Origin of the sequence: Luteolibacter rhizosphaerae, from assembly GCF_025950095.1 — a bacterium.
GTDB classification, from domain to species: domain Bacteria; phylum Verrucomicrobiota; class Verrucomicrobiia; order Verrucomicrobiales; family Akkermansiaceae; genus Haloferula; species Haloferula rhizosphaerae.
Genome location: NZ_JAPDDR010000003.1, coordinates 497,474 through 518,930, shown reverse-complemented (window position 1 = coordinate 518,930; position 21,457 = coordinate 497,474). Strand labels below are relative to the sequence as shown.

Here is a 21,457-nt window from a genome sequence, read left to right as displayed (position 1 = left end):
GACTCTAGATGCAAGTCACGCCGCCAGCCAAAGGGAAATGGTGCCGTAATCGTTCAGCGTGAGAAGCGGAAGCGGTAGAACACGGGAGCGTTTCCTGAAGCGGGAGGCAGCGCGCTCTCGACCCTTCTGAATCCTGCGGGGACATCGCTTTGATCGGTGGCATTCGCGTAGCTCACTTGGGACCAAGCGGACAAATCGACTGACTCCCACAGTGTGGTTATCACTCCGGGATCGTTCCGGATCAGGGCCGACACTCCTCGGGTGCCGGACGACTCCCGGATCTTCACTCCCTCGGGCGTCATGTACTCCACCCCGTTGGCGATGCCATCGCCATCGAGATCGGCGTCGAAACCGGCATGGGGCAAGACCGGATTGCCACCGGAGGAGACGATCCAAGCATTGAAGGGGTTGTGGCGAGCCAGCTCCCCGGAGTTCACCCCCTCCCCCGCCTCATTGACCGCGCTGACCACATAGTAATAGGTCGCCTGCGGATCGAGGCCGCTGTCTTGAAAGGAGCGGACGGTCAGATCGCTGGCGATCGTTTGGTAGGGCCCGCCGCTGGTCGTGGAGCGCTTCAGCCGGTAACTCACGGCGAAGGAGGACTGGTTCCATGTCAGGCTCGCCGAGCTTCCCTCCCCGGTGAGGGCCAAGGCTCCGGGCGGCGAGGGAGGCAACACGCCGTAGAACTGGATCTCGGAGACATTGCAGTGCCCTCCATTCGGCGAGAGGTAACGGACGTAACGGTAGCGGGCCTCATCGCCCACCGCCGCACTGGTGTAAACATTGAAGGTAGGCGCAACCGGCACCTTGAAGAGAGTCACCGGGTTGTTGAAAGCCGGGTTATCCGCGGCTTGGAAAACGCCACCGATCATCCGATCCAGCCAATTGGTCGTACCGTTCCGGGGACTATAGCGGATGGCCGTGATCTTCCGCGGAGTTCCCAGATCCAACCCGGTCCAAGCCCCATCCGGGAGCTGGGCATCGAAGAAGGTCGCGAGCGAGTTATCGAAGACCTTCTGCTTGGTGCTGGTGCCATCCCAAGAACCATCGGTACCAATGATGGTGCCGTTCAACCGGTTCGCGGAAAGCGGGTTCAGGATCAGGCGGTCGGAGTTCGCGCTCTCTCCCGCTTCGTTCCTGGCGGAAACAGCGTAGTAGTAGGTCGCGCCATTGGTGAGGCCGGTATCCTGGAAGGAGGTGGTACCGAGGTCCGAGGCGATGACCGTGTAGCCACCACCATTTACCGAGGAGCGCTTGAGATCGTAGCCGTAGGCCATGCCACTGGCAGGCGGCCGCCAAGTCAGGGTCGCGGTCGAGCCCGAATTGGTCGCCTGCAGCGCGAGCGGCTTCGGTGGAGCTTGCGCAGCACCGGGACCGAAGAACTTGATCTCGGCGACATTCGCATAGCCATCATTGGGCGAGAGGTAGCGGACGTACCGGAAGGCGGTGGCATTGTTCACCAACAGGGTGGTGGGGACATCCTGCGGGGCGATCCAATTCACCTTTGCCAGTTCGACCACGCCGGAACTGAAGTCCGCGGTATTCGAGCCTTGGAAGACCCCGTTCATCATCCGGCTGGCCCAGTTCGCACGCGGGACAAATTGAACCGCCACGACCTGCCGTGCATGGCCCGCACCGAGATCGAGGCCCACCCATGCACCGCTAGCTCCGCCAGGCTCGGCGAAGGTCGCGATATTGTCATCGAAGGCGCGAGTCATGTTCGCCACCTCACCGCTGCCGATCACCGTCAGAGGACTGGCGAGCGGATAGCCCGTGATGAGCGGATGGTGCAGATTCGGGAAGGACTCGAAGGTGAATGTCGGCTGCGCGGTGACCGCCAGAGGCGAGACGGCATGATCCGGTGCCACCGCTTCCACCTCGATGTAGCCGCCGCTCTCCGAACCGAAGCGCCGGACATCCTGCGCGAAGAAGTAGCGGTTCGGCGTGGCACCCAGCCAGAGCCGGGGCGCTCCGACGGACTGGTCCTTGCGATGATAAATGTTGTAGTAAAGAACCGGTGAAGACGATGCGGTCCACCTGAGGCGCAGGGAGGTGGAGAACGCTTCGTCCGGATTGCGGCTCTTCCCCTCGAGGGTGATGGCCGATGGCGCTGCGGGCGCGACCGCGCTGCCATTGCTGATCTGGATGCGCCCGATGTTCGCCGTATAGCTGGCAAGCGCCGCGCTGCTGTTGAAGCGCAGGGTGATGAGGGCAAGCGACCTGCCTGCATGCGAGCCCAAGGAAAAGTCCACGGTGTTCCATGCGGTAGCGGAAGCGGCGGTGTGCGCGGTGGTGTAATGCATCACTGCCGGCGCGTCTTCAAAGGCGTAGCCGATCTGGACCTGGGCCGCGGTGATGGCGGAGGGCTTGTAGATCAGCCGCAGGTTGGTGTTGGAGGCGACGGGCAGCCGCGCTTGGTAGAGCTTCACCTCCTGTGCGAGGTTCGCGGCGAGGCTTCCTGTAACCTTCAAGGAACTGCCGCCATAGTAAGCCTCCGCGAAATCCAGCGAGGGCACCAAGGTCTTGGCCCCGGTGCTCTGCACCAGCCAGCGCCAGGTGGGGAGGACATCCTGGACACCGAGATTGGTCCACGGGCCGCTCATCACGGTGGTGCCGTTGATCTTGTAGAACCTGCCCTGCCCGACATTGAAGTTCGTCACGAAGGGCAAGCTGGTAAGCGGCGAATTGGCGGGGATGTAGTGAGCCATGCCGAACCAGTTCGGCGTGGAGGATCCTTCTGCAGGGAGTGTGTTCGAGGGATCGCCATTCGGGCCGGACCAGTAGATCTGGTCCTGATTCGCCACCGTCTCCGGGGAGGATCCTTTCACATAGGGAGTCTCCGCCCCGAAGAGCGCGACGGAGGTATTGTGCGGCTGGCCTTCCGGGAAGAGGTAGGGCCAGCTGATATCGAGATTCCCCGCGCTGTTCGGGTCCGGCGTCTTGCCGTAGGTGCGGTAGTTCTCGGTCCAGATACCGGCGTAGAGATCGTAAGGATTGACACCGCGGGTCTGGGCGAGGGAGCGGGAGTTGGTCAAATTACTGGAATTATAGTACCACCAGAAGTTCAGGAACATCTCGTGGGCCGCGAGGGTATTGCCCGTATCGGTCACGAGGGTCCCGGACTTCATGTAACCGTCGTTCTGGCTGGTGAACGCGTTCTGGAAACTGCGGCTGCCGTTCTCCGCCATCGCGTCGTACCAGGTGATCTTCAGGTGCGGGGCACCCTGGGCGGCGGCGCGGGTCCGGAAATAGACCAGGAAGTCGCGCATGTTCTGCGCGTCGGTGCCATTGGTCTGGTAGTTCTCCTGATTGATGAACCAGCCATCGAAGCCGAAGTAGATGGCAGCCTCCACCAGCTTGTCGGCGACGGGGAAGGTGGAGCCGTTCTTCTGGATCAGATCCCGGATCCGCTGCAGGGCGGCATTGTCCGGGGAGGAGTTCCAGTGGAAGAAGATCTTCCCGTAGATCCGGACGCCATTGCGGTGGGCGGCATCGATCATGTGGGCGGTAGGACACATGATCGTCCGGTTATCCCGATCCGAGCTACCCCAGAAGACCATGTTATCCGTGTACTGCCAGATGCTGGGGGCATAGAGGCGGGTGCTGCGCCAGCCGTTCGGGGAGCCGGAGGGAATGGTATTGAAGGTGGTGACTGCCTGCACCCGGGCCTCGCCGGGACGGGCGTGGGAGTTCACATTCCAGAGCGCGTTCAGCGCAGGATTCACCGCCGCGGTGGGAGGGGTGAAACGATTGGCCAAGGGAACGGTGCCACGATTGTAAGGCGCGAAGGGATCGGTGGCGGGCGACCAAGTGAGAATCTCCGCCGGGTGCCAGCGACGGGACTGCGGCACCGCTTCGTACTGCGCGGAGGCGGACCCGCTGAAGCAGAGAACGCCGCACAGGACCGCGAGAAGTGCGGTCAGAGGACCGGGGTTTTTCATGAAGGAGGCCCGAAACAGTTCGGGGGAAATGGGTTTGAGGAGGCAAACGCCAGTTCCGAGGGACTGTCAACGCGGCCCGGTGTCTTCGGAGAAGCGCGTGGCGGGGGAATCGTTTCCTCGCGAGAAAAGGAGGTGGAAGGGCCACCCGATGGAGGGACTTCGGGCTCCAAGCGGCCCTATGAAATCGACCCGTGCCTTCAGGATTTGTTTATGATATAGCCCGCCAATGGAACTCAACGAGATCCTCGGCTGGGTATTGCTCGGTCTCTTCTCCGGCCTGATCGCGCAACGGATCATGCCCGGTGGAGAGCGTGGCGGCTGCCTGCTCACCATCGGGCTCGGGATCACCGGTGCCTTCATCGGCGGATGGATCGCCCGGCACGTAGGGTACCTGCCGGCCGATCCGCCGGGACCGAACATGCCCTCGTTACGGTCACTGCTGACCGCAACGGTGGGCTCGGTGATCCTGCTGGCCGCTTGGAAATGGCTGAAGCGCTAGCCCGGCTCAGCGGATCTCGTGGAAGCCGAAGTAGGGCACCAACGCATCCGGAATGCGGATGGAGCCATCCGGCTGCTGGCACTGCTCGAGCAAGGCGACGTAGAGACGCGGCAGGGCGGTGCCGGAGCCATTCAGCGTGTGGCAGACGCGGTTCTTCCCTTCCGCATCCTTGAAGCGAAGCTTCATGCGGCGGGCTTGGTAATCCGCGAACCACGAGCAGCTCGATACTTCGAGATACTTCCCGTGACCGGGTGCCCAGACCTCGATGTCATAGGTCTTCGACGAACCGAAGCCGAGATCGCCGGTGCAGAGCTCGATGACGCGGTAGTGCAGGCCGAGCTTCTGCAGCGCGGATTCGGCATGACCGGTGAGCTCTTCCAGCGTGCGCAGGCCGTGGTCCGGGTGGACGATCTGCACAAGCTCCACCTTATCGAACTGGTGCATGCGGATGATGCCGCGGTTGTCACGGCCGGCGCTGCCCGCCTCACGGCGGAAGCAGGGCGTGTAGGCACACATCTTCTTGGGCAGCTCGTCCTCGGAAAGGATCATATCCCGATAGAGATTGGTCACCGGCACTTCGGCGGTCGGGGCGAGGAAGAGCTGGTTGCGGCCGTCTTCCCCGGCATCCGTGCCGTACATGTCGTCCTCGAACTTCGGAAGCTGGCCGGTGCCTTCCATGCACTCGCGCTTCACGACGTGCGGGACGTTCACTTCCTCGTAGCCATTCGCACCGCTCTGGAGATCGAGCAAGAAGGCGATGAGGGCACGCTCGAGGCGGGCACCCTTCCCACGATAGACGGCGAAGCCGGAACCGGCGATGCGGGTGCCATCCTCCAGAGAGATCAGACCGAGGGCTTCCGCGAGCACGAGGTGGTCCTTCGGCTCGGCGATGTCCGGCTTGTCGTTCCAGACGCGGACGATGGGGTTCGAAGCCTCGTCGTCCCCCACCGGACACTCCGGGTGCGGGAGATTCGGTATGCTCATGAGCAACTCCTGCTGGCTCTCCGAGGCGGCATCCGCCTGCGCATCGAGACCGGCAATCTTCTCGTTGATGGCGCGGACTTGGGCTTCGATGGCCGAGGTGTCCTCGCCCTTGCCCTTCAGGATGCCGATCTGCTTGGAGGTCTGCTTGCGCTCGGACTGGAGGGATTGCTTCTCGGTTTCCACGCGGCGACGGGTTTCGTCGCAGGCGAGGACTTCATCGATCAGGGTCCAGTGGGCACCGCCACGGGCCTTCAGCCGGTCGCGGAAGGTGGCGGGGTTTTCGCGGATCTCGCGGATATCAAGCATGACGCGGCGAGGCTTAGAGCATCCCCGCGCCGACGTCCAATGCGGATCACATCACTTCGAGAAGAAGGTGGTGACGACCCAGTAGAGGACGACGAGGAGAACGATGCCGCCGAGGACGGCGAGCATGTTGCGTTTTGCCTCGCTGGGTTTCTTCTTCTTGTGAACGACCTGATAAGTGCTCTGGGGCGCGTAAACGCGACCGCCGGCGGGGCGGGGCGGGAGCGGGATATTCGAAGGGGGCGGCGGGATATCCGGCGGTGGTGGCCCCGTATACTCGGGCTCGAAGCTGATCGACTGGGTGGCGTGCAGGCTGGGTGGCGCGCCATCCGGCGGGGCGAGGGGTTGGGGCGCGGTCTGGACCTGCACCGGCTGCTCCATGGTATGGGGCGTGGGAACCGGGGAGGGGCGCTGGGCCGCGGCGGTGCCGGGAGCCGGCGGGCGGACCATCGTGCGTGGGCCGCGGGGGGCCACCGGCTGGGTGATGGTCTGCGAGGGCGGCACATCGAGCTGGATGAAGCTCTTCAGCGTCTCGCGGGCATTCTCCGGGCGCTCGTGCGGATACCGGTTGATATGCCACATGACCCAGTCGCAGGCCCACTTCGGCAAATCCGGGCGGACTTGGCCGAGCGGGATGACACGATGCTCGAGGTGCGAGGCCATGACCTGCGGGCCGGTATCGCCCTCGAAGGGTGACCGGCCGGTCAGGGTGAAGTAATAGACGCAGCCGATGGAATACATGTCCAAGCGCGAGTCCACGGGACCGCGCTCGAACTGCTCCGGAGCCATGTAGAAGATGGAGCCGAAAATTGAGTCATGATGATCTACGGTCTGGAGCGAGGCCTTCGGACTGAACTTCGCGAGGCCGAAGTCCACGACCTTCGCCTGAAAGCGGCCCGAGGGCAGCCAATTCACCATGATGTTCGACGGCTTCAGGTCGCGGTGGATCAGGCCGAGATCCTGCGCGGCGATGAGCGCTTCCTGAATCTGAAGGACGAGCTCGCGAAAATCGGGCCAAGTGAGCGGGGCCTTCTCCACAATCTCATCGAGAGTCTGGCCGGTAAGGAGCTCCATGACCACGAAGGGTCCGTCCTCGTCCGAGCCGACGTCATAGATGGTAACGATATTCGGATGCTGGAGCGCGGCGAGGGCACCCGTCTCCTTTTCCATCTGCTTGGTGGCCTCCTGCCGGTGCTCCGCATCATCTCCGGAGATGATGCGTTTCACGGCGACCTCGCGCTTCAGGGCGCGGTCGTAGGCACGATACACCGCGCCAAGGCCCCCCTGGCCAAGTTTCCCGCGGATCTCGTATCTTTCCTCCATGCAGTGATCGTTCGCTTAATTTGAAGCCGGGGTTTGCGATGCGGCAATGAATAAAAAACCGGGGGCCGTTAGGCGGGTCAATCGGCCCAGAACCTGCGGATCCCCTGCCGCAACATCGGATCGCGGCGGCTGGCCTCATCGATCACGTCATTATCCCCCCGCTTCCATCCGTGGTAAGCGGCCAAAGCCTCGAAGCCTGCATTCAGAGACCCCTGCATGGGATTGTAGAGAGTCAAGCCGACCTCCATGTTTTCCGGGAGGCCCTGTGAGAAAAGCATGCCAGCCTTCTCCAGACTGGCAATGCCCGCGGGCAAATCCGAGCGACCGGTAAGGGCGAGACTCATGAGCATGGCGTGCGGGTGGATCCAGCGGATGCCGGGGACATCGACGCCATTCGCGGTGTATCCGGCACCGGGCATGCCGGACTCGCCCCCGGAAAGTCCGAAGAGGCCGAGGCGCGCGGCGGCGGAATCCGGCCAGTTTTCCACGGTGTAGCGGGCCTGGCGCTCAAAGAGATCGCGGCGGGCGGCAGGCCAGACCACACCGCTGACAAGGTCCGGCGCGGTGCGGTCGAAATCCGGGTAGAAGAGGCTCTGGATCTCCGCGATGAAGCCGACGCCGCGGAAGACGCGGCCATCCTGCATCATGCGGCCGCGGGGTTCGCGACCGGGGACCATGGCTTCCAAGGCGAGAACCAGCGCGGTCTCCCCGCCCCAATCACGCCACTGGCTGGCGAGCGGGGTGGTGCCATCCTGGGTGAAGCCGTGGCCGATCCAGCCCTCCGAATCAGTGACGAGATCGAAGTTCAGATCCGCGACGGCCTGGTTCATCGCGGCGGCAACGTCTTCCAGCTCGAGGATCCCGGCGGCGAGGCGGAGCGAGTGGAAGGCGATGGCGGTATCGACAGTGCTGTACTCGGTGCCGGGATGGATTTCCGGGCGGCCTTCGGGATTGCGGCGGCTGAAGTGGGGCAGGAAGCCCGCCGCCTTCGGCATGCCGAGCATGGTCTGGGCGGTGCGGCGGACTTCGGCAGCGGCTTGCTCCCGATCAAGGATGCCTTCCGAAGCAGCGGTGGCGGTGGCGAGGGCGTGCAGCCCGGACGAAGAGATGGAATCGAAGACGCCGGCGGGAATGTGGGCGCGATCGCGGGTGAGGCCGCTGGCGACATCATGGCAGCGGCGAAGCTTGCCGAGCGAGATGCGGAAGAGCCACTCCTCCTGGGGCATCTTCTCGGCGCGTTCCACCTCGAAGCCGATGGAGGACACCTCTGCGGCACAGCCGGGCTCGGCGACCCAGTTGATGAACTTGATGGAGCCGACCTCTTCCGCGGTGACCTCGAAGCGATGGCGGGTGCGCTCGCCGGGGACGAGGGTGAGGGGCTTGGCCCAACGGACCATTTTGGCCGAATCCGAGAGTTCGATGCGCAGGGCGCCATCGCCACGAGCATCCAGCGTCACGGCGATTACTTTCGCGCGACCCTCCGGCGGACCGCCCAGACCGGTGACATCGGAGAGGTCGAACATGCGGTCGGTCTCCAAGGCCAGTCCGGCGAGCGAGTGCCAGACGCCGGTCCACTCGCCCTCTTTCTTGGTGCGGATGGTGCCGGAGTGACCGTCGATGCGGGCTTGGCCCGGACCCATCCAGCCGAAGTCGGTGCCGAAGTGGGTGAAATTCTCGAAAGGATTGATGGCCGGGGCGGCATCAGGACGATCGCCGGGAAAGGAGATCGAGTAGTCGGTGACGGGCTGCCACGAGACCTGCGGGGCCGCTTCCGCGCCTGAGAGCAGGAGGGTCGAAACCCCGATGAAGAGGAAGGACCGCCGGAGGGGTCCGGACTTCTCTCTTCTTGTCGCGCTGGGGGGGGAGGCGTTTTCGTGAAGGGGTCTCAGCAGGTTCAAAACGGAAATACTGTTGGGTGCCGGTATTTCACTGAAGGGGGGCTCAGCGCTTAGGACTATGCCCGCAATCGGGGGCTGCATCAACCCCTTAGGGCCTACCCTACGCGATTTTCACGGGATTCCTTACATTCCAGCAGCTCTGCCCCCTGCCAGAAGGGATGCGAAGGCATCTAGCGGCTGTCCGCCGTGGCCTTGATGTCGGTCAGGGCCGCGATGAAATCACCAAGGATTTCGGCCGGAACCATGATCGTGTCGCGGTTGCCGCTGACATCCTCGGTGATCTTCACCACCATGCCGCGAGCGTTCTCCTTGAGATCGAGGAAGAACGTCTTCCGGTCCGCCAAGATCTTCTCCGTATGCAAAAGGTCGCTGTCCACCATGCCCTCCTTTCCTTGGATGAGGGCGCCAGTTTGTGACGCGATCCTTGATTGTCAAGGGAAAGCTCCGGGGGGTCTAGTACTAGACGAACAGGTACTCGTGCTTCAGCCAGCGTAGTAGCTCGTCCTTACCTTTTTCGGACTTCAAATCGGCGAAGATGAAGGGGCGGGTGCCGCGCATCTTGCGGGCATCCCGATCCATGACGGCGAGGTCCGCGCCGACGTAGGGGGCGAGCTCGATCTTGTTGATGAGGAGGAGATCGCTGGTGCGGATGGCCGGGCCGCCCTTGCGGGGGATCTTGTCACCCTCGGCAACGTCGATGACGTAGATGTAGGCGTCGACGAGTTCGGGCGAGAAGGTGGCGGAGAGGTTGTCGCCGCCGCTCTCGATGAGGATGAGTTTGAGATCCGAATGGGCGCGCTCGAGATCGACCACAGCGGCCATGTTCATGCTGATGTCATCGCGAATGGCGGTGTGCGGGCAGCCGCCGGTTTCGACACCGCGGACGCGATCGGCTGGGAGCACGCCCTCGCGCAGGAGGAACTCGGCGTCCTCGCGGGTGTAGATGTCGTTCGTGATCACCGCGAGGGAGATCTCGTCCTTCAACCACTGCGAAAGCCGTAGCACGCACATGGTCTTACCCGAGCCGACGGGGCCGCCGACACCGAGGCGGAAGGGACGCTTGGAAGATTCAGGAGATGAAGAGTCGGGCATCGGCGCGGGCATGGCGGAGTGAGGCGATTTCTAACAGAGGATTGAACCAGCCGTCGGGCGGACGGGAAAGGGCGGCATCGATGTCGCTGCCAAGCAGGTCGAGCATGCGGCGAACGATGCTCTGGCAGGCACTCTGGCCGAGGCGCATGAGCTTCATGGACGCAGTGGCGAAACCGGTGATGGTCTGGAAGGCGAAGGCGCGGGCCGCTTGGGCGATGGGGATGGCCGCAAGCTCGATGGCCGTGACGACGAGATGATGGCTGAAGGGGCAGGCGGCGGCATGCGCCTCGACGAGATCGGAGGGCGCAAGCTGACGAAGCAGTTCGAGACGACGCGAGCCGATGCGGCGGGAGGCATCCCGGGTTTCGGCAGGCAGGCGCCAGGCGTCGAGCTCGGCATCCAGCTCCAGCAGGCGGGCAGTGTCGGATGCGTTTGCGGCGGCGTGGGCTTGGACGAAGTAGGGCAGATCGAAGGTGAGGAGGGCGGGCAGGATCTGGGTTTCCAGGAAACGCTCCAACCCCTCTGCATTGGTGAAGACACCGGCCTCGACGAGTTCCTCCAAGCCATAGGAATGCGCGTAGGCTCCCGAGGGATACTGGGAGTCGTTCGCCTGCATCAGCCAGAGCCACGGGTCAGACGGCATGGGCAATGGCCTTGAGAGGTTGGAAGAGCACTTCCGGCTCACTGAAGTCCCAGCCTTCGCTAGCGAGGAGTTGGTTCATCGCCTCATCGTGCAGCACGTGGATGCGGTCCGCGAGGATCTGGGCGGGGAGGTGGAGATTGCCGACCCGCCATGCCACGAGCGCGGCGTGCGCGGGAGACTGGTAGATGACCTCATACACCAACTCCGGCACCTGGCGGACGATGTAGTCCTTGCCGTCCTGCTGGAAGATCACGCAGCCATCGGTCAGGCGGGAATCGAGGTCGAAACCGAACTCGGTGCCGTCATCCGCGATGCCGCGCCAGCGACGCTTGAGGAACTGGCGGCGCTCCGCATGGAGAGTGATCTGGTCTGCAGCGGTAAGGGCTGAAGAAGGAGAAAGGGAGCGCTGGATGAGGTGCATGGCTTTAGCCGACAATCACGAGTTGAAGCTCTCTGATTGATTCGAAGTGTCTCCTGTTTCGAGTCACCAAGGGCTTTCCAAGAGCAACCGCGGACGCTGCAATCCAAAGATCGTTCTGGCCGATCTTCCGATAGTCGCCTCGGTCTTGGAGTTCTGAACAGATCCGGGCGTACACCGGCACTACTTGATCAGCGTCGTTCATCGGTATCCCCAAGGCTAGGAAACGCTTTACGACATCGAAGTCGTGGCCAGCCCTCAAGGTGCCATGCCAAAACTCACCAAGAACCCCCCAAGGAATGGCGATAGCTGTCGAAGCATTCTCTCCGGCAAACTTGGTAGCCCAGGCCTGTCGCCTCCATAGACCAACAAGAAAGGTTGTATCCGCGATCAGCTCCATGGATCGCTTTTCACCGATGAACGTTCGTTGACCGATTTCTCAAGGATGTCGTTGCCTTTGAGTTGATCCGTCCGGTTTGCTTGGGAAAATTGGAGGAATGATCCCAGCGTGCCGGCCTCGGGAACCAGCCTTTTGACAACATTGGAAAAAGAGTCCTTCGGGCCCTTTTTCCAAGCCTTCAACCGCTCATAGGCGACCTCATCCAAGGTGATCGTCTTCATGCTTCGTGTATACACGAATAGGCACACGAATCAAGCTCAGAACAGGAAATAGCGCTGGGCCATCGGCAGGACCGCCAAGGGTTCGCAGCGGAGTTCCTTGCCGTCGGCGGTGACGGTGTAGGTCTCGGGGTCCACGGTGATCTTGGGCAAGGCGTCATTAAAGGGCAGGTCCTTCTTGCTGACACTGCGGCAGCCTTTCACGGCCACGAGTTGCTTCTGCAGGCCGAGGTCGTCGAGCGAGCCCGACTCAAGAGAGGAGGCGCTGACGAAGGTGATGGAGGTAGCGTGCACGGCCTTGCCGAAAGCCCCGAATTGCGGGCGATACATCATCGGCTGCGGGGTGGGGATGGACGCATTCGGGTCCCCCATGTTCGCCCATGCGATGAGTCCGCCCTTCAAGACGGTCTCCGGCTTCACGCCGAAGAAGGCGGGCTTCCAGATGACGAGGTCCGCGAGCTTGCCGACCTCGATGCTGCCGACGACGTGGCCGATGCCGTGGGTAAGCGCGGGACAGATGGTATATTTCGCGACGTAGCGCAGGGCGCGGAAGTTATCGGCGGCGGGGTGGCTCTCACCCTCCAGCTTGCCGAACTGCACCTTCATCTTGTGAGCGGTCTGCCAGGTGCGGGTGATCACCTCGCCGATGCGGCCCATCGCTTGCGAATCCGACGACATCATCGAGATGGCACCGAGATCGTGCAGCAGATCCTCCGCGGCGATGGTCTCCGGGCGGATGCGGCTTTCAGCGAAGGCGACGTCTTCCGGGATGCGGGAGTCGAGGTGATGGCAGACCATGAGCATGTCGAGATGCTCGTCGATCGTGTTCACCGTGAAAGGTCGCGTCGGATTGGTGGAAGACGGGAGGACATTCGCCTCGCCGCAGACGCGGATGATGTCCGGCGCATGACCGCCGCCCGCGCCTTCCGAATGGTAGGTGTGAATGGTGCGGCCCTTGAAGGCGGCGAGGGTGCTCTCGACGAAACCGGCTTCGTTCAGCGTGTCGGTGTGGATGGCGACCTGGACATCGAGTTCATCCGCCACGGTGAGGCAGGTGTCGATGGCAGCAGGCGTGGTGCCCCAGTCCTCGTGGAGCTTGAGGCCGATGGCTCCGGCGAGCACCTGTTCGCGCAGCGGTTCGGGCGAGGAGCAGTTGCCCTTGCCGAGGAAGCCCAGATTGACCGGAAAGGCCTCGGCAGCTTCGAGCATGCGGCGGATGTTCCACTTCCCCGGCGTGCAAGTGGTGGCGTAGGTGCCGTGGGCAGGGCCGGTGCCACCGCCGATGAGGGTGGTGGTGCCGCTGGCGATGGCATGCTCGATCTGCTGCGGGCAGATAAAGTGGATGTGGGTGTCGATGCCACCGGCGGTGATGATGCAGCCTTCACCGGCGATGATCTCGGTGGCCGCGCCGATGACCATGGTGATGCCATCCTGCAGCAGCGGATTCCCTGCGTGACCGATGCCGACAATGCAGCCGTGCTTGATGCCGATATCCGCCTTGATCACGCCTTGCGCGGCATCGAGGATCAGCGCATTGGTGATAACGAGGTCAGGGCAATCGGCATCGCAGGCCAAGGGCGACTGGGCCATTCCATCGCGGATGACCTTGCCGCCGCCGAACTTCACTTCATTCCCATAGCCACCGTTCTCCGCGATGAGGTCGCGTTCAACCTCGATGAAGAGCTCGGTATCGGCGAGGCGGACACGGTCGCCGACCGTGGGGCCGAAAGTGCCGGCGTAGTTGGCGCGGGTTTGGGTCATCGCGGGAAAGGGAAGGAAAGCAGTTCCGTGATTGGCTCAGGCATCCAAGGGTCCATCCACCCTGTTGTTCAGCCCGTAGATCTCGCGCTTGCCGGCGAAAGCGACGAGAGGAACCTCGCGGGTATCGCCAGGCTCGAAGCGGACGGCGGTGCCGGCGGGAATGTCGAGACGATAGCCACGGGCGGCAGAGCGATCGAAATCGAGCTCGCTGTTCACCTCCGCAAAGTGGAAGTGGCTACCGACCTGCACGGGCCGGTCGCCCTTGTTAGAGACGGCGAGCTTCAGTTTGGCCAAGCCGACATTCAGCTCGATGTCCGGCGCGCCGGCAGGCGTGATGATTTCACCGGGGATCATTATCTAACGGGATGGTGGACGGTGACGAGCTTGGTGCCATCGGGGAAGGTGGCTTCCACCTGGATGTCGTGGATCATCTCGGCCACGCCTTCCATGACCTGATCCCGGGTGACGAGGGTGGTGCCGTAGCTCATGAGTTCGGCCACCGACTTGCCATCGCGGGCGCCCTCGAAGATCTCGGCGGTGATAAGGGCGACGGTTTCCGGATAATTCAGCTTCACGCCGCGATCACGGCGGCGGCGGGCGAGATCGGCGGCGACGACGACGAGCAGCTTCTCCTGTTCGCGCGGGGAAAGGTGCATGGCGCTGGAATCAGAACGCGGCGATGAAAGCGAGCGAGCCACCGAAGACGATGGCCGCACCGACGCGCACCTTGCGGTTCGAGTGAAAGCGGAAGAGACCCGCAGCGACGACAGCCAGAGCTAGCAAGCCTACCTCAAGATAGCCGTGGAGGTGGAAGTAGTCCGCGCGAAGTTGATCGAACTCATCCTCTTCTCCCGGTGGATGGTAGTGGCCGGGGTGGGCGGCGGCGATGGCAGGCGCAAGAACGAGAAGGGCAACGACGAAACCGCGCAGCCGGTCGAGGGTTTGGCGAATCATGATCAGACAGTGAGGAATTCCTTGATGAGCTCTTCGGAAAGGCCGGACATCGGGCCATCGGCAGCGACGCGACCGCGCTCGAGGATGGCGAAGTCGTCGCCGAGTTCCTTGCAGAAATCCAAGTACTGCTCGACCAGTAGAATCGCCATCTCGCCTTCGTCGCGAAGCATCTTGATGGCATCCCCGATCTGGTCGATGATGTTCGGCTGGATGCCTTCCGTGGGTTCGTCGAGGATCAGGAGCTTCGGGCGGGTGAGCAGGGCGCGGCCAATGGCAAGCTGCTGCTGTTGGCCACCGGAAAGCATGCCGCCCTTCCGCGGCAGGAATTCCTTGATGATGGGGAAAAGCGTGAAAACCCGGTCCAGCTCCTCCTTCTTCGGCTTGCGGCCGCGGGCGATGGTACCGACGTAAAGGTTCTCCTCCACGGTGAGCTGCGGAAAGATCTCGCGGCCCTGCGGAACAAAGCCGATGCCCTTCAGCGCGCGCTTCTCCGGGCTCATGCGGGAGATCTCCGTGCCTAGCAGATTGACGTGACCGGCATTCGCATCCATCAGGCCGGTGATCGCCTTGAGCGTGGTGGTCTTGCCCACGCCATTCCGGCCCATGAGGCAGAAGACGGTCTTCGGGCGGATGTCCAGATTCACGCCGCGCAGGATGCGGCTGCCGCCGATGGAGACGGAGACATCGCGGACGGTCAGGGTCGGGGCTTCGGTGGCTACGGCACTCATGCGGCTTTCTTCTTGCGACCGAGGTAAACTTCGATGACGCGCTCATCGTTCTGCACTTTGTCCACCGCGCCTTCGCAGAGGACATTGCCTTGGTGCAGCACGGTGACGGTCCGGCCTTGCGAGATCTGGCGGACGAAGGTCATGTCATGCTCGATGACGACGATGGTGTGCTTGCCCGCGAGGGAGAGCAGCAACTCGCCGGTGCGATAGGTCTCCTCATCGGTCATGCCGGCGGCGGGTTCATCGACGAGCAGGAGCTTGGCATCCTGCGCGAGCAGCATGCCAATTTCCAGCCACTGCTTCTGGCCGTGAGCGAGCGAACCGGCCTTCACATAAGCACGCTCGGTGAGCTTGATGGTGTGCAAGATCTCCTCCATGCGATGCTCCTGCTCCGGGGTCACGCGCCCGAAGAGCGAGTGCCAGATGCCGCGCGAGCCGGCGAGCGAGAGCATCAGGTTCTCCTTCACCGTGTGGTCGGTGTAGACCGTGGGCGTTTGGAATTTGCGCCCTATGCCGAGGCGGTAGATCTGATACTCGTTCATCCGCAGCAGATCGTGCGTCTGCTCGAAGTGAAGCGTGCCATTGTCCGGCTTGGTGCGGCCGGTAATGAGGTCGAGGAAAGTCGTTTTCCCCGCACCGTTCGGCCCGATGACCGTGCGGAGCTCGCCCTTCTGCAAAGCGAAGTTCAGATCGCGGATAGCCTGGAATCCGGAGAAGGACTTGTTCAGTCCCTCCGCGGCCAGGAGATAGGGCTGCATGCTCATTTGCTTTTCGCGGCAGAGGTAAGGAGTTCGTCTTCCGCCGCGGCGAGGCGGCGGCTTTCGCGGCGGGCGATCAGTTCGCGGATCTGGCCGGGCAGGCCGACGATGCCCTTCGGCATGAAGAGCACGACGAGAACGAAGGAACCGCCGAGGATCAAAGGCCAGAGATCGGGGAACTTGTTGCTGGCCCAGCTCTTGAAGGCATTCACCGCGATGGCCCCGATGATGGGCCCGTAAAGTGTGCCGCGCCCACCCAAGGCCACCCACACGACGGCTTCCAGCGACTTCTCGGTGAGCATCTCGCTGGGATTGATGATGCCGACCTGCGGGACGTAGAGCGCACCACCGACCGCGGCGATCATCGCGGAGATGACGAAGACGAAGAGCTTGAAGTTCGCGGCGGCGTAGCCGGAGAAGAGCACCCGGTTCTCGCTATCCCGGATCGCCCGCTGGATCAGGCCAAAGCGGCTTCTCGTCAGCCAAGTGCAGGCGAGGAAGACGAGGACAAGAGTGATTGCCGAGGCGATATAGAGCATGCGCTTGGCTTCGGGCGTGCGGAGATCCGCGCCGAGGATGGTGCGGAAGTCGGTGAAGCCGTTGTTCCCGCCCATGTAGAGTTCATTGCGGAAGAACATCAGTGCCGCGCCATAGGTCAGCGCCTGCGTGAGGATGGAGAAGTAGACGCCCTTGATCCGCGAGCGGAACGCAAGGAAGCCGAAGATCCCGGCAAGCAGACCCGGTACCACGAAGATCATCAGCGTGGCGAAGGAGAAGGAGTGGAAGGGCTGCCAGAATCCAGGCAGTTCCTTGCGGCCCATGAAGTCCATGAAGTCCGGCAGCGCGCTCTTATAGACCGCATCCGGACCGATCATGAGCATCAGGTGCATGCCGAGCATGTAACCGCCCAGACTGAAGAACAGCGCTTGGCCGAGACAGAGGAGGCCGGTGTAGCCCCAGAGCAGATCCACCGCGATGGCGAGCAGGGCGTAGCACAGGTACTTGCCCCAAGTGTTGAGAGTGAAGTCCGATACCAGCCCTCCGGCATTCAGGGCGGGCATGACGACCACCAGGATGAGCGCCACGGCGGCGAACACGAGGTAGGGAACCTTTCCGGTAAGCGCGGTATTCATCAGTCGAGGCTACGGGAGCGGGTGGCGAAGAGGCCCGAGGGCTTCCACTGGAGGAAGAGGATGATGGCACCGAGCACGAGGATCTTACCCGTGACGGGATCGCCCAAAGTCTGCTGGAGAGTCTGGTCCGCCATGCCGATGCCAAGCGCACTGATGACGGTTCCCATGATGTTCCCCACGCCGCCGACCACGACGGTCATGAAGGAATCCACGATGTAGTCTTGGCCGAGATTCGGCCCCACATTCCCGATCTGGGAGAGGAAGGCACCGGCAAGACCGGCGAGGCCGCTGCCGAAGGCGAAGGTCATCATGTTCACCCGCTCGGTGCGGACGCCCATACAGGCCGCCATGCCGCGATTCTGCATCACGGCGCGGATCAGCAGGCCGAGCGATGTCTTCGTAAGGACGGCCCAAGTCAGGAAAATGATTAGCGCGGCGAAGGCGATGACGAAGACCCGGTTCCAGCCGAAGACGACATCGTTCACGGTCCAGTTTCCGGAGAGATAGGCGGGGCTGTCCACCTGCACATTGCTCGCGCCGAACACGAGGCGGAAGAGCTGCTGGATGACCATCGAAACACCCCAGGTGGCGAGCAGCGATTCCAGCGGGCGCTTGTAGAGGAAGCGGATGATCCCCCGCTCCAGCAACAGGCCGACCCCGGCTGCAACGAGGAAGCTGGCAGGAATGGCCACGAGGAAATAGAGCCCGAGGCTGGATCCCGTGAGATTCATCCCGGGGATGTTGATCGTGAGGCCGAAGGGCGACATGCGGATGCCGGCGGCGAAGAGATTCTGGATCAGGTAAGTGGTGTAGGCACCGACCACGATCAGTTCGCCGTGGGCCATGTTGATCACGCCCATGAGGCCGAAGGTGATGGCGAGGCCGATGGCCGCGATCAGGAGGATGCTGCCCTTCGACAAGCCACGGAACATGGTGCCGACTGTATTGACCCGGGAGATGTGGCTGGAGATGTCCTTCAGGGCGGTATCGCAGGCACCGACGAGGCTGACCTGGCCGCTCTTCTCCGCCTCCCCCTTTACGGTCTTGATCGCTTCCTGAGAGGCGATGGAGCCCATGTCCCCGAGCTCCTTCACGGCGGCTTCCCGCATGGCGAGATCCTCGGAGCGGAGCTTGATCAGGGCCATCGCCTCGGCGAGCGCATCCTTGATCTTGCCGGAAGTTTCCACGGTGGCGCTTTGCTCCAGCAGCGGCAGCTTGGCGGGATCCTGTTCCAGCCCGGTATCCTGAATGGCGCGCAGGCGCTTGACGGGATCCGGGGAGGAGAGCGCGATGCGGTCGGTGACGCCCTTCATCACGCGGCGGAGCGAGGAATCCGTATCCGCCATATAGAGTTCATCCTTAGTGGCGCGAATGGCAGCGCCACCCTCCGCGGTTACCGGCTTGCCCGTGGCGAGGGCACTGAGGGCATACTTCTCCTCGCCATCCGGCGCGCCTTCCAGCGTGACCGCCAGGTCAGTGCCCGCGGCATCCTGATAGAGGTAGATCTCTCCCTCCTTCCACTTCGTGAGCCAGAGGACCACCTCGTCCGGATTTGCATCCACGAGCGACTCGACGAGCGACTTCTGTTTGTCCGCATCCATCGAGCCCACGGCGGCTTCGGCGATGATTCCCTGAGCGGATTTGGAGCTGCCTTCTTGCGCGGCAAGCGCACCGAGCAGACCGAGTGTCCACAACAGCACCCACCGGACCCTGCGGCCCAATCCACCCTCCCTGCCTGGCGACGCGAGTCTCATGGTGAATCTACGCATGAGCAACTGGCGTGCCACGCCGGAGATATGCTCTGTCACTCTGCTTGCCACCGTGATTGGGGAATCGTGGCAAGCTGGTACGGAAACAGCATGCGCCGGTCCGGGGCTCGACAAAGCCATGGATTTGGGCCACGGCTCACCCGCGTGCCGGGCCTGCCAAACGCCCGGCACTCAAAGACATCCTTTCTCTCACCCGCCAAGAACCCGCGCCCGCCATGTCCGGATCTTTCCTACCCAAGCCGTTTTCCCACTCCTACGAGATCGACCCGAAGTTCTCGAAAAGCGCGGTGTATTTCTCGTGCGAGTTCGCGATCGACCAGATCTTCAAGATCTACTCCGGCGGTCTCGGCTTCCTGGCCGGGTCCCACATGCGCTCGGCTGCGGCGATGAAGCAGAACCTCTGCGGCATCGGCATGCTCTGGACCTACGGCTACTACGACCAGGCCCGCGGCGAGGAGCGCGAGATGGCGGTGCAGTTCCGCAAGAAGCAGTACGCTTTCCTCCAGGATACCGGAATCAAGTTCCAAGTGCCGGTGCACGGCCACCCGGTGTGGGTGAAGGCGATGTTCCTGCCGGGCGATGTCTTCGGCACGGTGCCGATGTTCTTCCTGACCACGGACATCGACGAGAACGACGGCCTGTCCCGCGCGATCACGCACCGCCTCTACGACAACGACCCACTGCGCCGGATCGCCCAATACATCGTGCTGGGTGCAGGTGGTGCCCGCCTGCTGGAAGAGCTGGGCGTGGACCCGGAGGTGTGGCATCTGAACGAGGCCCACGGCCTGTCCGCCGCCTTCCGTGTCTACGAGAAGCATCGTAGCTTGGACGAAGTGAAGAAGCGCTTCGTCTTCACCACGCACACGCCGGAGGAAGCGGGCAACGAGAAGCACGACTTCAAGCTGCTGCACGACTTCTCCTTCTTCGGCTCGGTGCCGATGGACGAGGTGCGGAAGATCACCGGCATCGAGGATGACGTGTTCAACCACTCGCTGGCGGCGCTGCGCGTGAGCCACCTGTCCAACGCGGTGTCCAAGCTGCACGGGGAGGTCTCCCGCAAGATGTGGGAGAGCTATCCGGGCATCTGCCCGATCACGCATGTGACGAACGCGCAGAACGGCAAGTTCTGGAAGGACCGGGGGCTGGAAGGCTCGCGGCTGGAGGGAGACATCGCCACGCTGGCCAGCCGCAAGCGCGAGCTGAAGTCCCGCCTCTTCCAGACGGTGGCGAACCAGACCGGCAAGCTTTTCAACCCGGACGTGCTGACGATCGTGTGGGCGCGCCGCTTCGCCGGCTACAAGCGGCCGGACCTGATCACGCGGGACATCCGCATGTTTCGCTCGCTGGTAAACAACAACGACAAGCCGGTGCAGATCATCTGGGCCGGCAAGCCCTTCCCCTTCGACTTCGGCGCGATCGAGACCTTCAACCACCTGGTGCAGACCACGAAGGACTTCCCGAACGTGGCGGTGCTGGTGGGCTACGAGCTGGAGCTTTCCCGCCAGCTCAAGTACGGCGCGGACATCTGGCTGAACAACCCGATCGTGACCCGCGAGGCCTCCGGCACTTCCGGCATGACGGCGGCGATGAATGCCGCGATCAATCTCTCCACCTACGACGGCTGGGTCTGCGAGTTCTCCGAGGACGGTCACAACAGCTTCATCATCCCGCCGGCGGATCCGAGCCTGGATGCCATCGCACGCGACCGCCACGACCTGCTCGGCTTCTACGAGGCGATGGAGCAGAAGGTGCTGCCGCTCTACTACGATAGCCCGGACGATTGGTGGAAGCTGGTGCTAACCTCGATGAACGAGGTGGTGCCCTTCTTCGATTCCGACCGGATGGTGACGGAGTACTACGAGAAGATTTACGCGTGAGGTGAGGAGGGGAGCGTCACGGGTGTTCGCTCCGTGTCGCCCCTGCCGGGGCTTACTTATCCCGATGCTGATACCGGTGGCTCACGCCACCGGCTAATCTCGGTCGTTCCTGCCGGGACTTAGAGGTAAAGAAGCGCTCTCACGCCCGGAACCGCTTGTGCGTCCCGTCGCAAAGCGGCGGGGTCTTGGTGTGCTTGCACTGGCACCACCAGACGGTGGTCTGGACCAGGGTCTCGAACTTCACCGGCTGGATGCCGGTGCCCTTGTGGCAGCCATCGCAGAAGGGCGGATGGCTGGACCGGCCGCAGGCGCACCACCAGTGGACGCCTGCCTCGACTTCCAAGCCCATCGGCTTGTTATCGCACACGAGCGGTTCTTCACCCATGCCGGTCACCGTGGCAAAAGCCACGGGAAAATGCCAGACTCAATCGGGAGAGCCTGCGGCTCAATCCACGGTCACGACCGGGGCGGCTTCCTCGCCCGTCTGATCCGCGGCCAGAGCGGTGGACTGCTTCTTCGCCACGGGCTTCACCTTGGCAGAGAGCGGCACGGAACCGCGGCCGAACTGGGTGTAGCTATCGACGGGGACGTCCTGCAAAAACGTGGCGGTAAGCCAGACCGCGAGGAGCGCGGCGGAACCCATGACAAACAATCGGACTTTCATCAGGAGGCAAGGGAGCGGCACGGAGTGCCTGAAGGGTGTAGCGGGACGGCCGGTTTATGCCGCCGATACTACGCAAAAGTAAAGTAGATTCAAT

Annotated in this window: 22 protein-coding genes; 2 read left to right on the top strand and 20 right to left on the bottom strand. The window is 62.9% G+C overall.

Translation table 11 applies throughout. The features are described 5' to 3' along the window. Positions 1-53: 53 nt before the first annotated feature. Positions 54-3,941: an endo-beta-N-acetylglucosaminidase gene (locus OJ996_RS07870; protein ID WP_264512990.1), complete on the bottom strand. Its 3,888-nt coding sequence runs from the start codon at positions 3,939-3,941 to the stop codon at positions 54-56. A 226-nt stretch (positions 3,942-4,167) separates the two neighbouring features. Here OJ996_RS07870 and OJ996_RS07865 point away from each other — a divergent pair, with 226 nt between their 5' ends. After that, on the top strand, positions 4,168-4,440 hold the full coding sequence (locus OJ996_RS07865) for a GlsB/YeaQ/YmgE family stress response membrane protein (RefSeq protein ID WP_264512989.1): 273 nt from the start codon (positions 4,168-4,170) through the stop codon (positions 4,438-4,440). 6 nt (positions 4,441-4,446) lie between these two features. On the opposite strand, the gene serS is transcribed toward OJ996_RS07865, so the two are convergent. From serS to urtB, 17 genes are all read right to left on the bottom strand, one after another. Next, positions 4,447-5,730: a serine--tRNA ligase gene (serS, locus tag OJ996_RS07860; RefSeq protein ID WP_264512987.1), complete on the bottom strand. Its 1,284-nt coding sequence runs from the start codon at positions 5,728-5,730 to the stop codon at positions 4,447-4,449. Positions 5,731-5,781: 51 nt separating this feature from the next. Continuing rightward, positions 5,782-7,050, bottom strand: a complete 1,269-nt coding sequence (locus OJ996_RS07855) for a serine/threonine-protein kinase (protein WP_264512985.1) — start codon at positions 7,048-7,050, stop codon at positions 5,782-5,784. Between the two features lie 77 nt (positions 7,051-7,127). Next, a complete protein-coding gene (locus OJ996_RS07850) occupies positions 7,128-8,948 on the bottom strand; it encodes a hypothetical protein (protein ID WP_264512983.1) in 1,821 nt (606 codons plus the stop codon). Between the two features lie 170 nt (positions 8,949-9,118). Beyond that, positions 9,119-9,328, bottom strand: coding sequence for an RNA-binding protein (locus tag OJ996_RS07845; RefSeq protein ID WP_169455283.1), 210 nt, complete (start codon positions 9,326-9,328; stop codon positions 9,119-9,121). A gap of 79 nt (positions 9,329-9,407) precedes the next feature. Continuing rightward, a complete protein-coding gene (gene ureG, locus OJ996_RS07840) occupies positions 9,408-10,040 on the bottom strand; it encodes an urease accessory protein UreG (RefSeq protein WP_264512978.1) in 633 nt (210 codons plus the stop codon). After that, positions 10,018-10,683 (bottom strand): urease accessory protein UreF, encoded by a 666-nt coding sequence (locus tag OJ996_RS07835; RefSeq protein ID WP_264512976.1) that lies wholly within the window; start codon positions 10,681-10,683, stop codon positions 10,018-10,020. Before OJ996_RS07835 ends, ureG begins: the two co-directional genes overlap by 23 nt. After that, a complete protein-coding gene (locus OJ996_RS07830) occupies positions 10,673-11,104 on the bottom strand; it encodes an urease accessory protein UreE (RefSeq protein WP_264512974.1) in 432 nt (143 codons plus the stop codon). The genes OJ996_RS07835 and OJ996_RS07830 overlap by 11 nt, the downstream gene beginning before the upstream one ends. A gap of 4 nt (positions 11,105-11,108) precedes the next feature. Then, complete coding sequence (locus OJ996_RS07825; RefSeq protein ID WP_264512972.1) at positions 11,109-11,501, bottom strand: type II toxin-antitoxin system VapC family toxin; 393 nt, start codon at positions 11,499-11,501, stop codon at positions 11,109-11,111. Next, positions 11,492-11,722 carry an antitoxin VapB family protein gene (locus OJ996_RS07820; RefSeq protein ID WP_264512970.1) on the bottom strand — a complete coding sequence of 77 codons (231 nt, stop codon included), beginning with the start codon at positions 11,720-11,722 and terminating at the stop codon, positions 11,492-11,494. The genes OJ996_RS07825 and OJ996_RS07820 overlap by 10 nt, the downstream gene beginning before the upstream one ends. A 36-nt stretch (positions 11,723-11,758) precedes the next feature. Beyond that, positions 11,759-13,480 carry an urease subunit alpha gene (ureC, locus tag OJ996_RS07815; protein WP_264512968.1) on the bottom strand — a complete coding sequence of 574 codons (1,722 nt, stop codon included), beginning with the start codon at positions 13,478-13,480 and terminating at the stop codon, positions 11,759-11,761. A 36-nt stretch (positions 13,481-13,516) separates the two neighbouring features. Then, positions 13,517-13,834: an urease subunit beta gene (locus OJ996_RS07810; RefSeq protein WP_264512966.1), complete on the bottom strand. Its 318-nt coding sequence runs from the start codon at positions 13,832-13,834 to the stop codon at positions 13,517-13,519. Then, complete coding sequence (locus OJ996_RS07805) at positions 13,834-14,136, bottom strand: urease subunit gamma (RefSeq protein ID WP_264512964.1); 303 nt, start codon at positions 14,134-14,136, stop codon at positions 13,834-13,836. Before OJ996_RS07805 ends, OJ996_RS07810 begins: the two co-directional genes overlap by 1 nt. Before the next feature lie 10 nt (positions 14,137-14,146). Then, positions 14,147-14,434, bottom strand: coding sequence for a hypothetical protein (locus OJ996_RS07800; protein ID WP_264512962.1), 288 nt, complete (start codon positions 14,432-14,434; stop codon positions 14,147-14,149). A gap of 2 nt (positions 14,435-14,436) precedes the next feature. Continuing rightward, a complete protein-coding gene (gene urtE / locus OJ996_RS07795; RefSeq protein WP_264512960.1) occupies positions 14,437-15,162 on the bottom strand; it encodes an urea ABC transporter ATP-binding subunit UrtE in 726 nt (241 codons plus the stop codon). Then, positions 15,159-15,926 (bottom strand): urea ABC transporter ATP-binding protein UrtD, encoded by a 768-nt coding sequence (urtD, locus tag OJ996_RS07790; protein ID WP_345783770.1) that lies wholly within the window; start codon positions 15,924-15,926, stop codon positions 15,159-15,161. Before urtD ends, urtE begins: the two co-directional genes overlap by 4 nt. Next, on the bottom strand, positions 15,923-17,053 hold the full coding sequence (gene urtC / locus OJ996_RS07785; RefSeq protein WP_264512956.1) for an urea ABC transporter permease subunit UrtC: 1,131 nt from the start codon (positions 17,051-17,053) through the stop codon (positions 15,923-15,925). Before urtC ends, urtD begins: the two co-directional genes overlap by 4 nt. After that, positions 17,053-18,807: an urea ABC transporter permease subunit UrtB gene (gene urtB, locus OJ996_RS07780; RefSeq protein ID WP_264512954.1), complete on the bottom strand. Its 1,755-nt coding sequence runs from the start codon at positions 18,805-18,807 to the stop codon at positions 17,053-17,055. Before urtB ends, urtC begins: the two co-directional genes overlap by 1 nt. Positions 18,808-19,037: 230 nt before the next feature. Here urtB and glgP point away from each other — a divergent pair, with 230 nt between their 5' ends. After that, a complete protein-coding gene (gene glgP, locus OJ996_RS07775; protein WP_264512952.1) occupies positions 19,038-20,699 on the top strand; it encodes an alpha-glucan family phosphorylase in 1,662 nt (553 codons plus the stop codon). 139 nt (positions 20,700-20,838) lie between these two features. Here the strand turns inward: glgP and OJ996_RS07770 are convergent, their stop codons facing one another. Further along, positions 20,839-21,108, bottom strand: a complete 270-nt coding sequence (locus OJ996_RS07770; RefSeq protein ID WP_264512950.1) for a CDGSH iron-sulfur domain-containing protein — start codon at positions 21,106-21,108, stop codon at positions 20,839-20,841. A 36-nt stretch (positions 21,109-21,144) separates the two neighbouring features. Further along, positions 21,145-21,363, bottom strand: a complete 219-nt coding sequence (locus OJ996_RS07765; RefSeq protein WP_264512948.1) for a hypothetical protein — start codon at positions 21,361-21,363, stop codon at positions 21,145-21,147. Between the last annotated feature and the right edge of the window lie 94 nt (positions 21,364-21,457).

Coding starts and splice junctions, on each gene's coding strand:
- urtE (WP_264512960.1), bottom strand. CDS start 15,162: ATGAGTGCCGTAGCCACCGAAGCCCCGACCCTGACCGTCCGCGATGTC.
- OJ996_RS07800 (WP_264512962.1), bottom strand. CDS start 14,434: ATGATTCGCCAAACCCTCGACCGGCTGCGCGGTTTCGTCGTTGCCCTT.
- urtC (WP_264512956.1), bottom strand. CDS start 17,053: ATGAATACCGCGCTTACCGGAAAGGTTCCCTACCTCGTGTTCGCCGCC.
- OJ996_RS07825 (WP_264512972.1), bottom strand. CDS start 11,501: ATGGAGCTGATCGCGGATACAACCTTTCTTGTTGGTCTATGGAGGCGA.
- OJ996_RS07870 (WP_264512990.1), bottom strand. CDS start 3,941: ATGAAAAACCCCGGTCCTCTGACCGCACTTCTCGCGGTCCTGTGCGGC.
- urtB (WP_264512954.1), bottom strand. CDS start 18,807: ATGAGACTCGCGTCGCCAGGCAGGGAGGGTGGATTGGGCCGCAGGGTC.
- OJ996_RS07765 (WP_264512948.1), bottom strand. CDS start 21,363: ATGAAAGTCCGATTGTTTGTCATGGGTTCCGCCGCGCTCCTCGCGGTC.
- serS (WP_264512987.1), bottom strand. CDS start 5,730: ATGCTTGATATCCGCGAGATCCGCGAAAACCCCGCCACCTTCCGCGAC.
- OJ996_RS07865 (WP_264512989.1), top strand. CDS start 4,168: ATGGAACTCAACGAGATCCTCGGCTGGGTATTGCTCGGTCTCTTCTCC.
- OJ996_RS07820 (WP_264512970.1), bottom strand. CDS start 11,722: ATGAAGACGATCACCTTGGATGAGGTCGCCTATGAGCGGTTGAAGGCT.
- OJ996_RS07810 (WP_264512966.1), bottom strand. CDS start 13,834: ATGATCCCCGGTGAAATCATCACGCCTGCCGGCGCGCCGGACATCGAG.
- OJ996_RS07845 (WP_169455283.1), bottom strand. CDS start 9,328: ATGGTGGACAGCGACCTTTTGCATACGGAGAAGATCTTGGCGGACCGG.
- ureC (WP_264512968.1), bottom strand. CDS start 13,480: ATGACCCAAACCCGCGCCAACTACGCCGGCACTTTCGGCCCCACGGTC.
- ureG (WP_264512978.1), bottom strand. CDS start 10,040: ATGCCCGACTCTTCATCTCCTGAATCTTCCAAGCGTCCCTTCCGCCTC.
- glgP (WP_264512952.1), top strand. CDS start 19,038: ATGTCCGGATCTTTCCTACCCAAGCCGTTTTCCCACTCCTACGAGATC.
- urtD (WP_345783770.1), bottom strand. CDS start 15,926: ATGAGCATGCAGCCCTATCTCCTGGCCGCGGAGGGACTGAACAAGTCC.
- OJ996_RS07805 (WP_264512964.1), bottom strand. CDS start 14,136: ATGCACCTTTCCCCGCGCGAACAGGAGAAGCTGCTCGTCGTCGTCGCC.
- OJ996_RS07835 (WP_264512976.1), bottom strand. CDS start 10,683: ATGCCGTCTGACCCGTGGCTCTGGCTGATGCAGGCGAACGACTCCCAG.
- OJ996_RS07830 (WP_264512974.1), bottom strand. CDS start 11,104: ATGCACCTCATCCAGCGCTCCCTTTCTCCTTCTTCAGCCCTTACCGCT.
- OJ996_RS07855 (WP_264512985.1), bottom strand. CDS start 7,050: ATGGAGGAAAGATACGAGATCCGCGGGAAACTTGGCCAGGGGGGCCTT.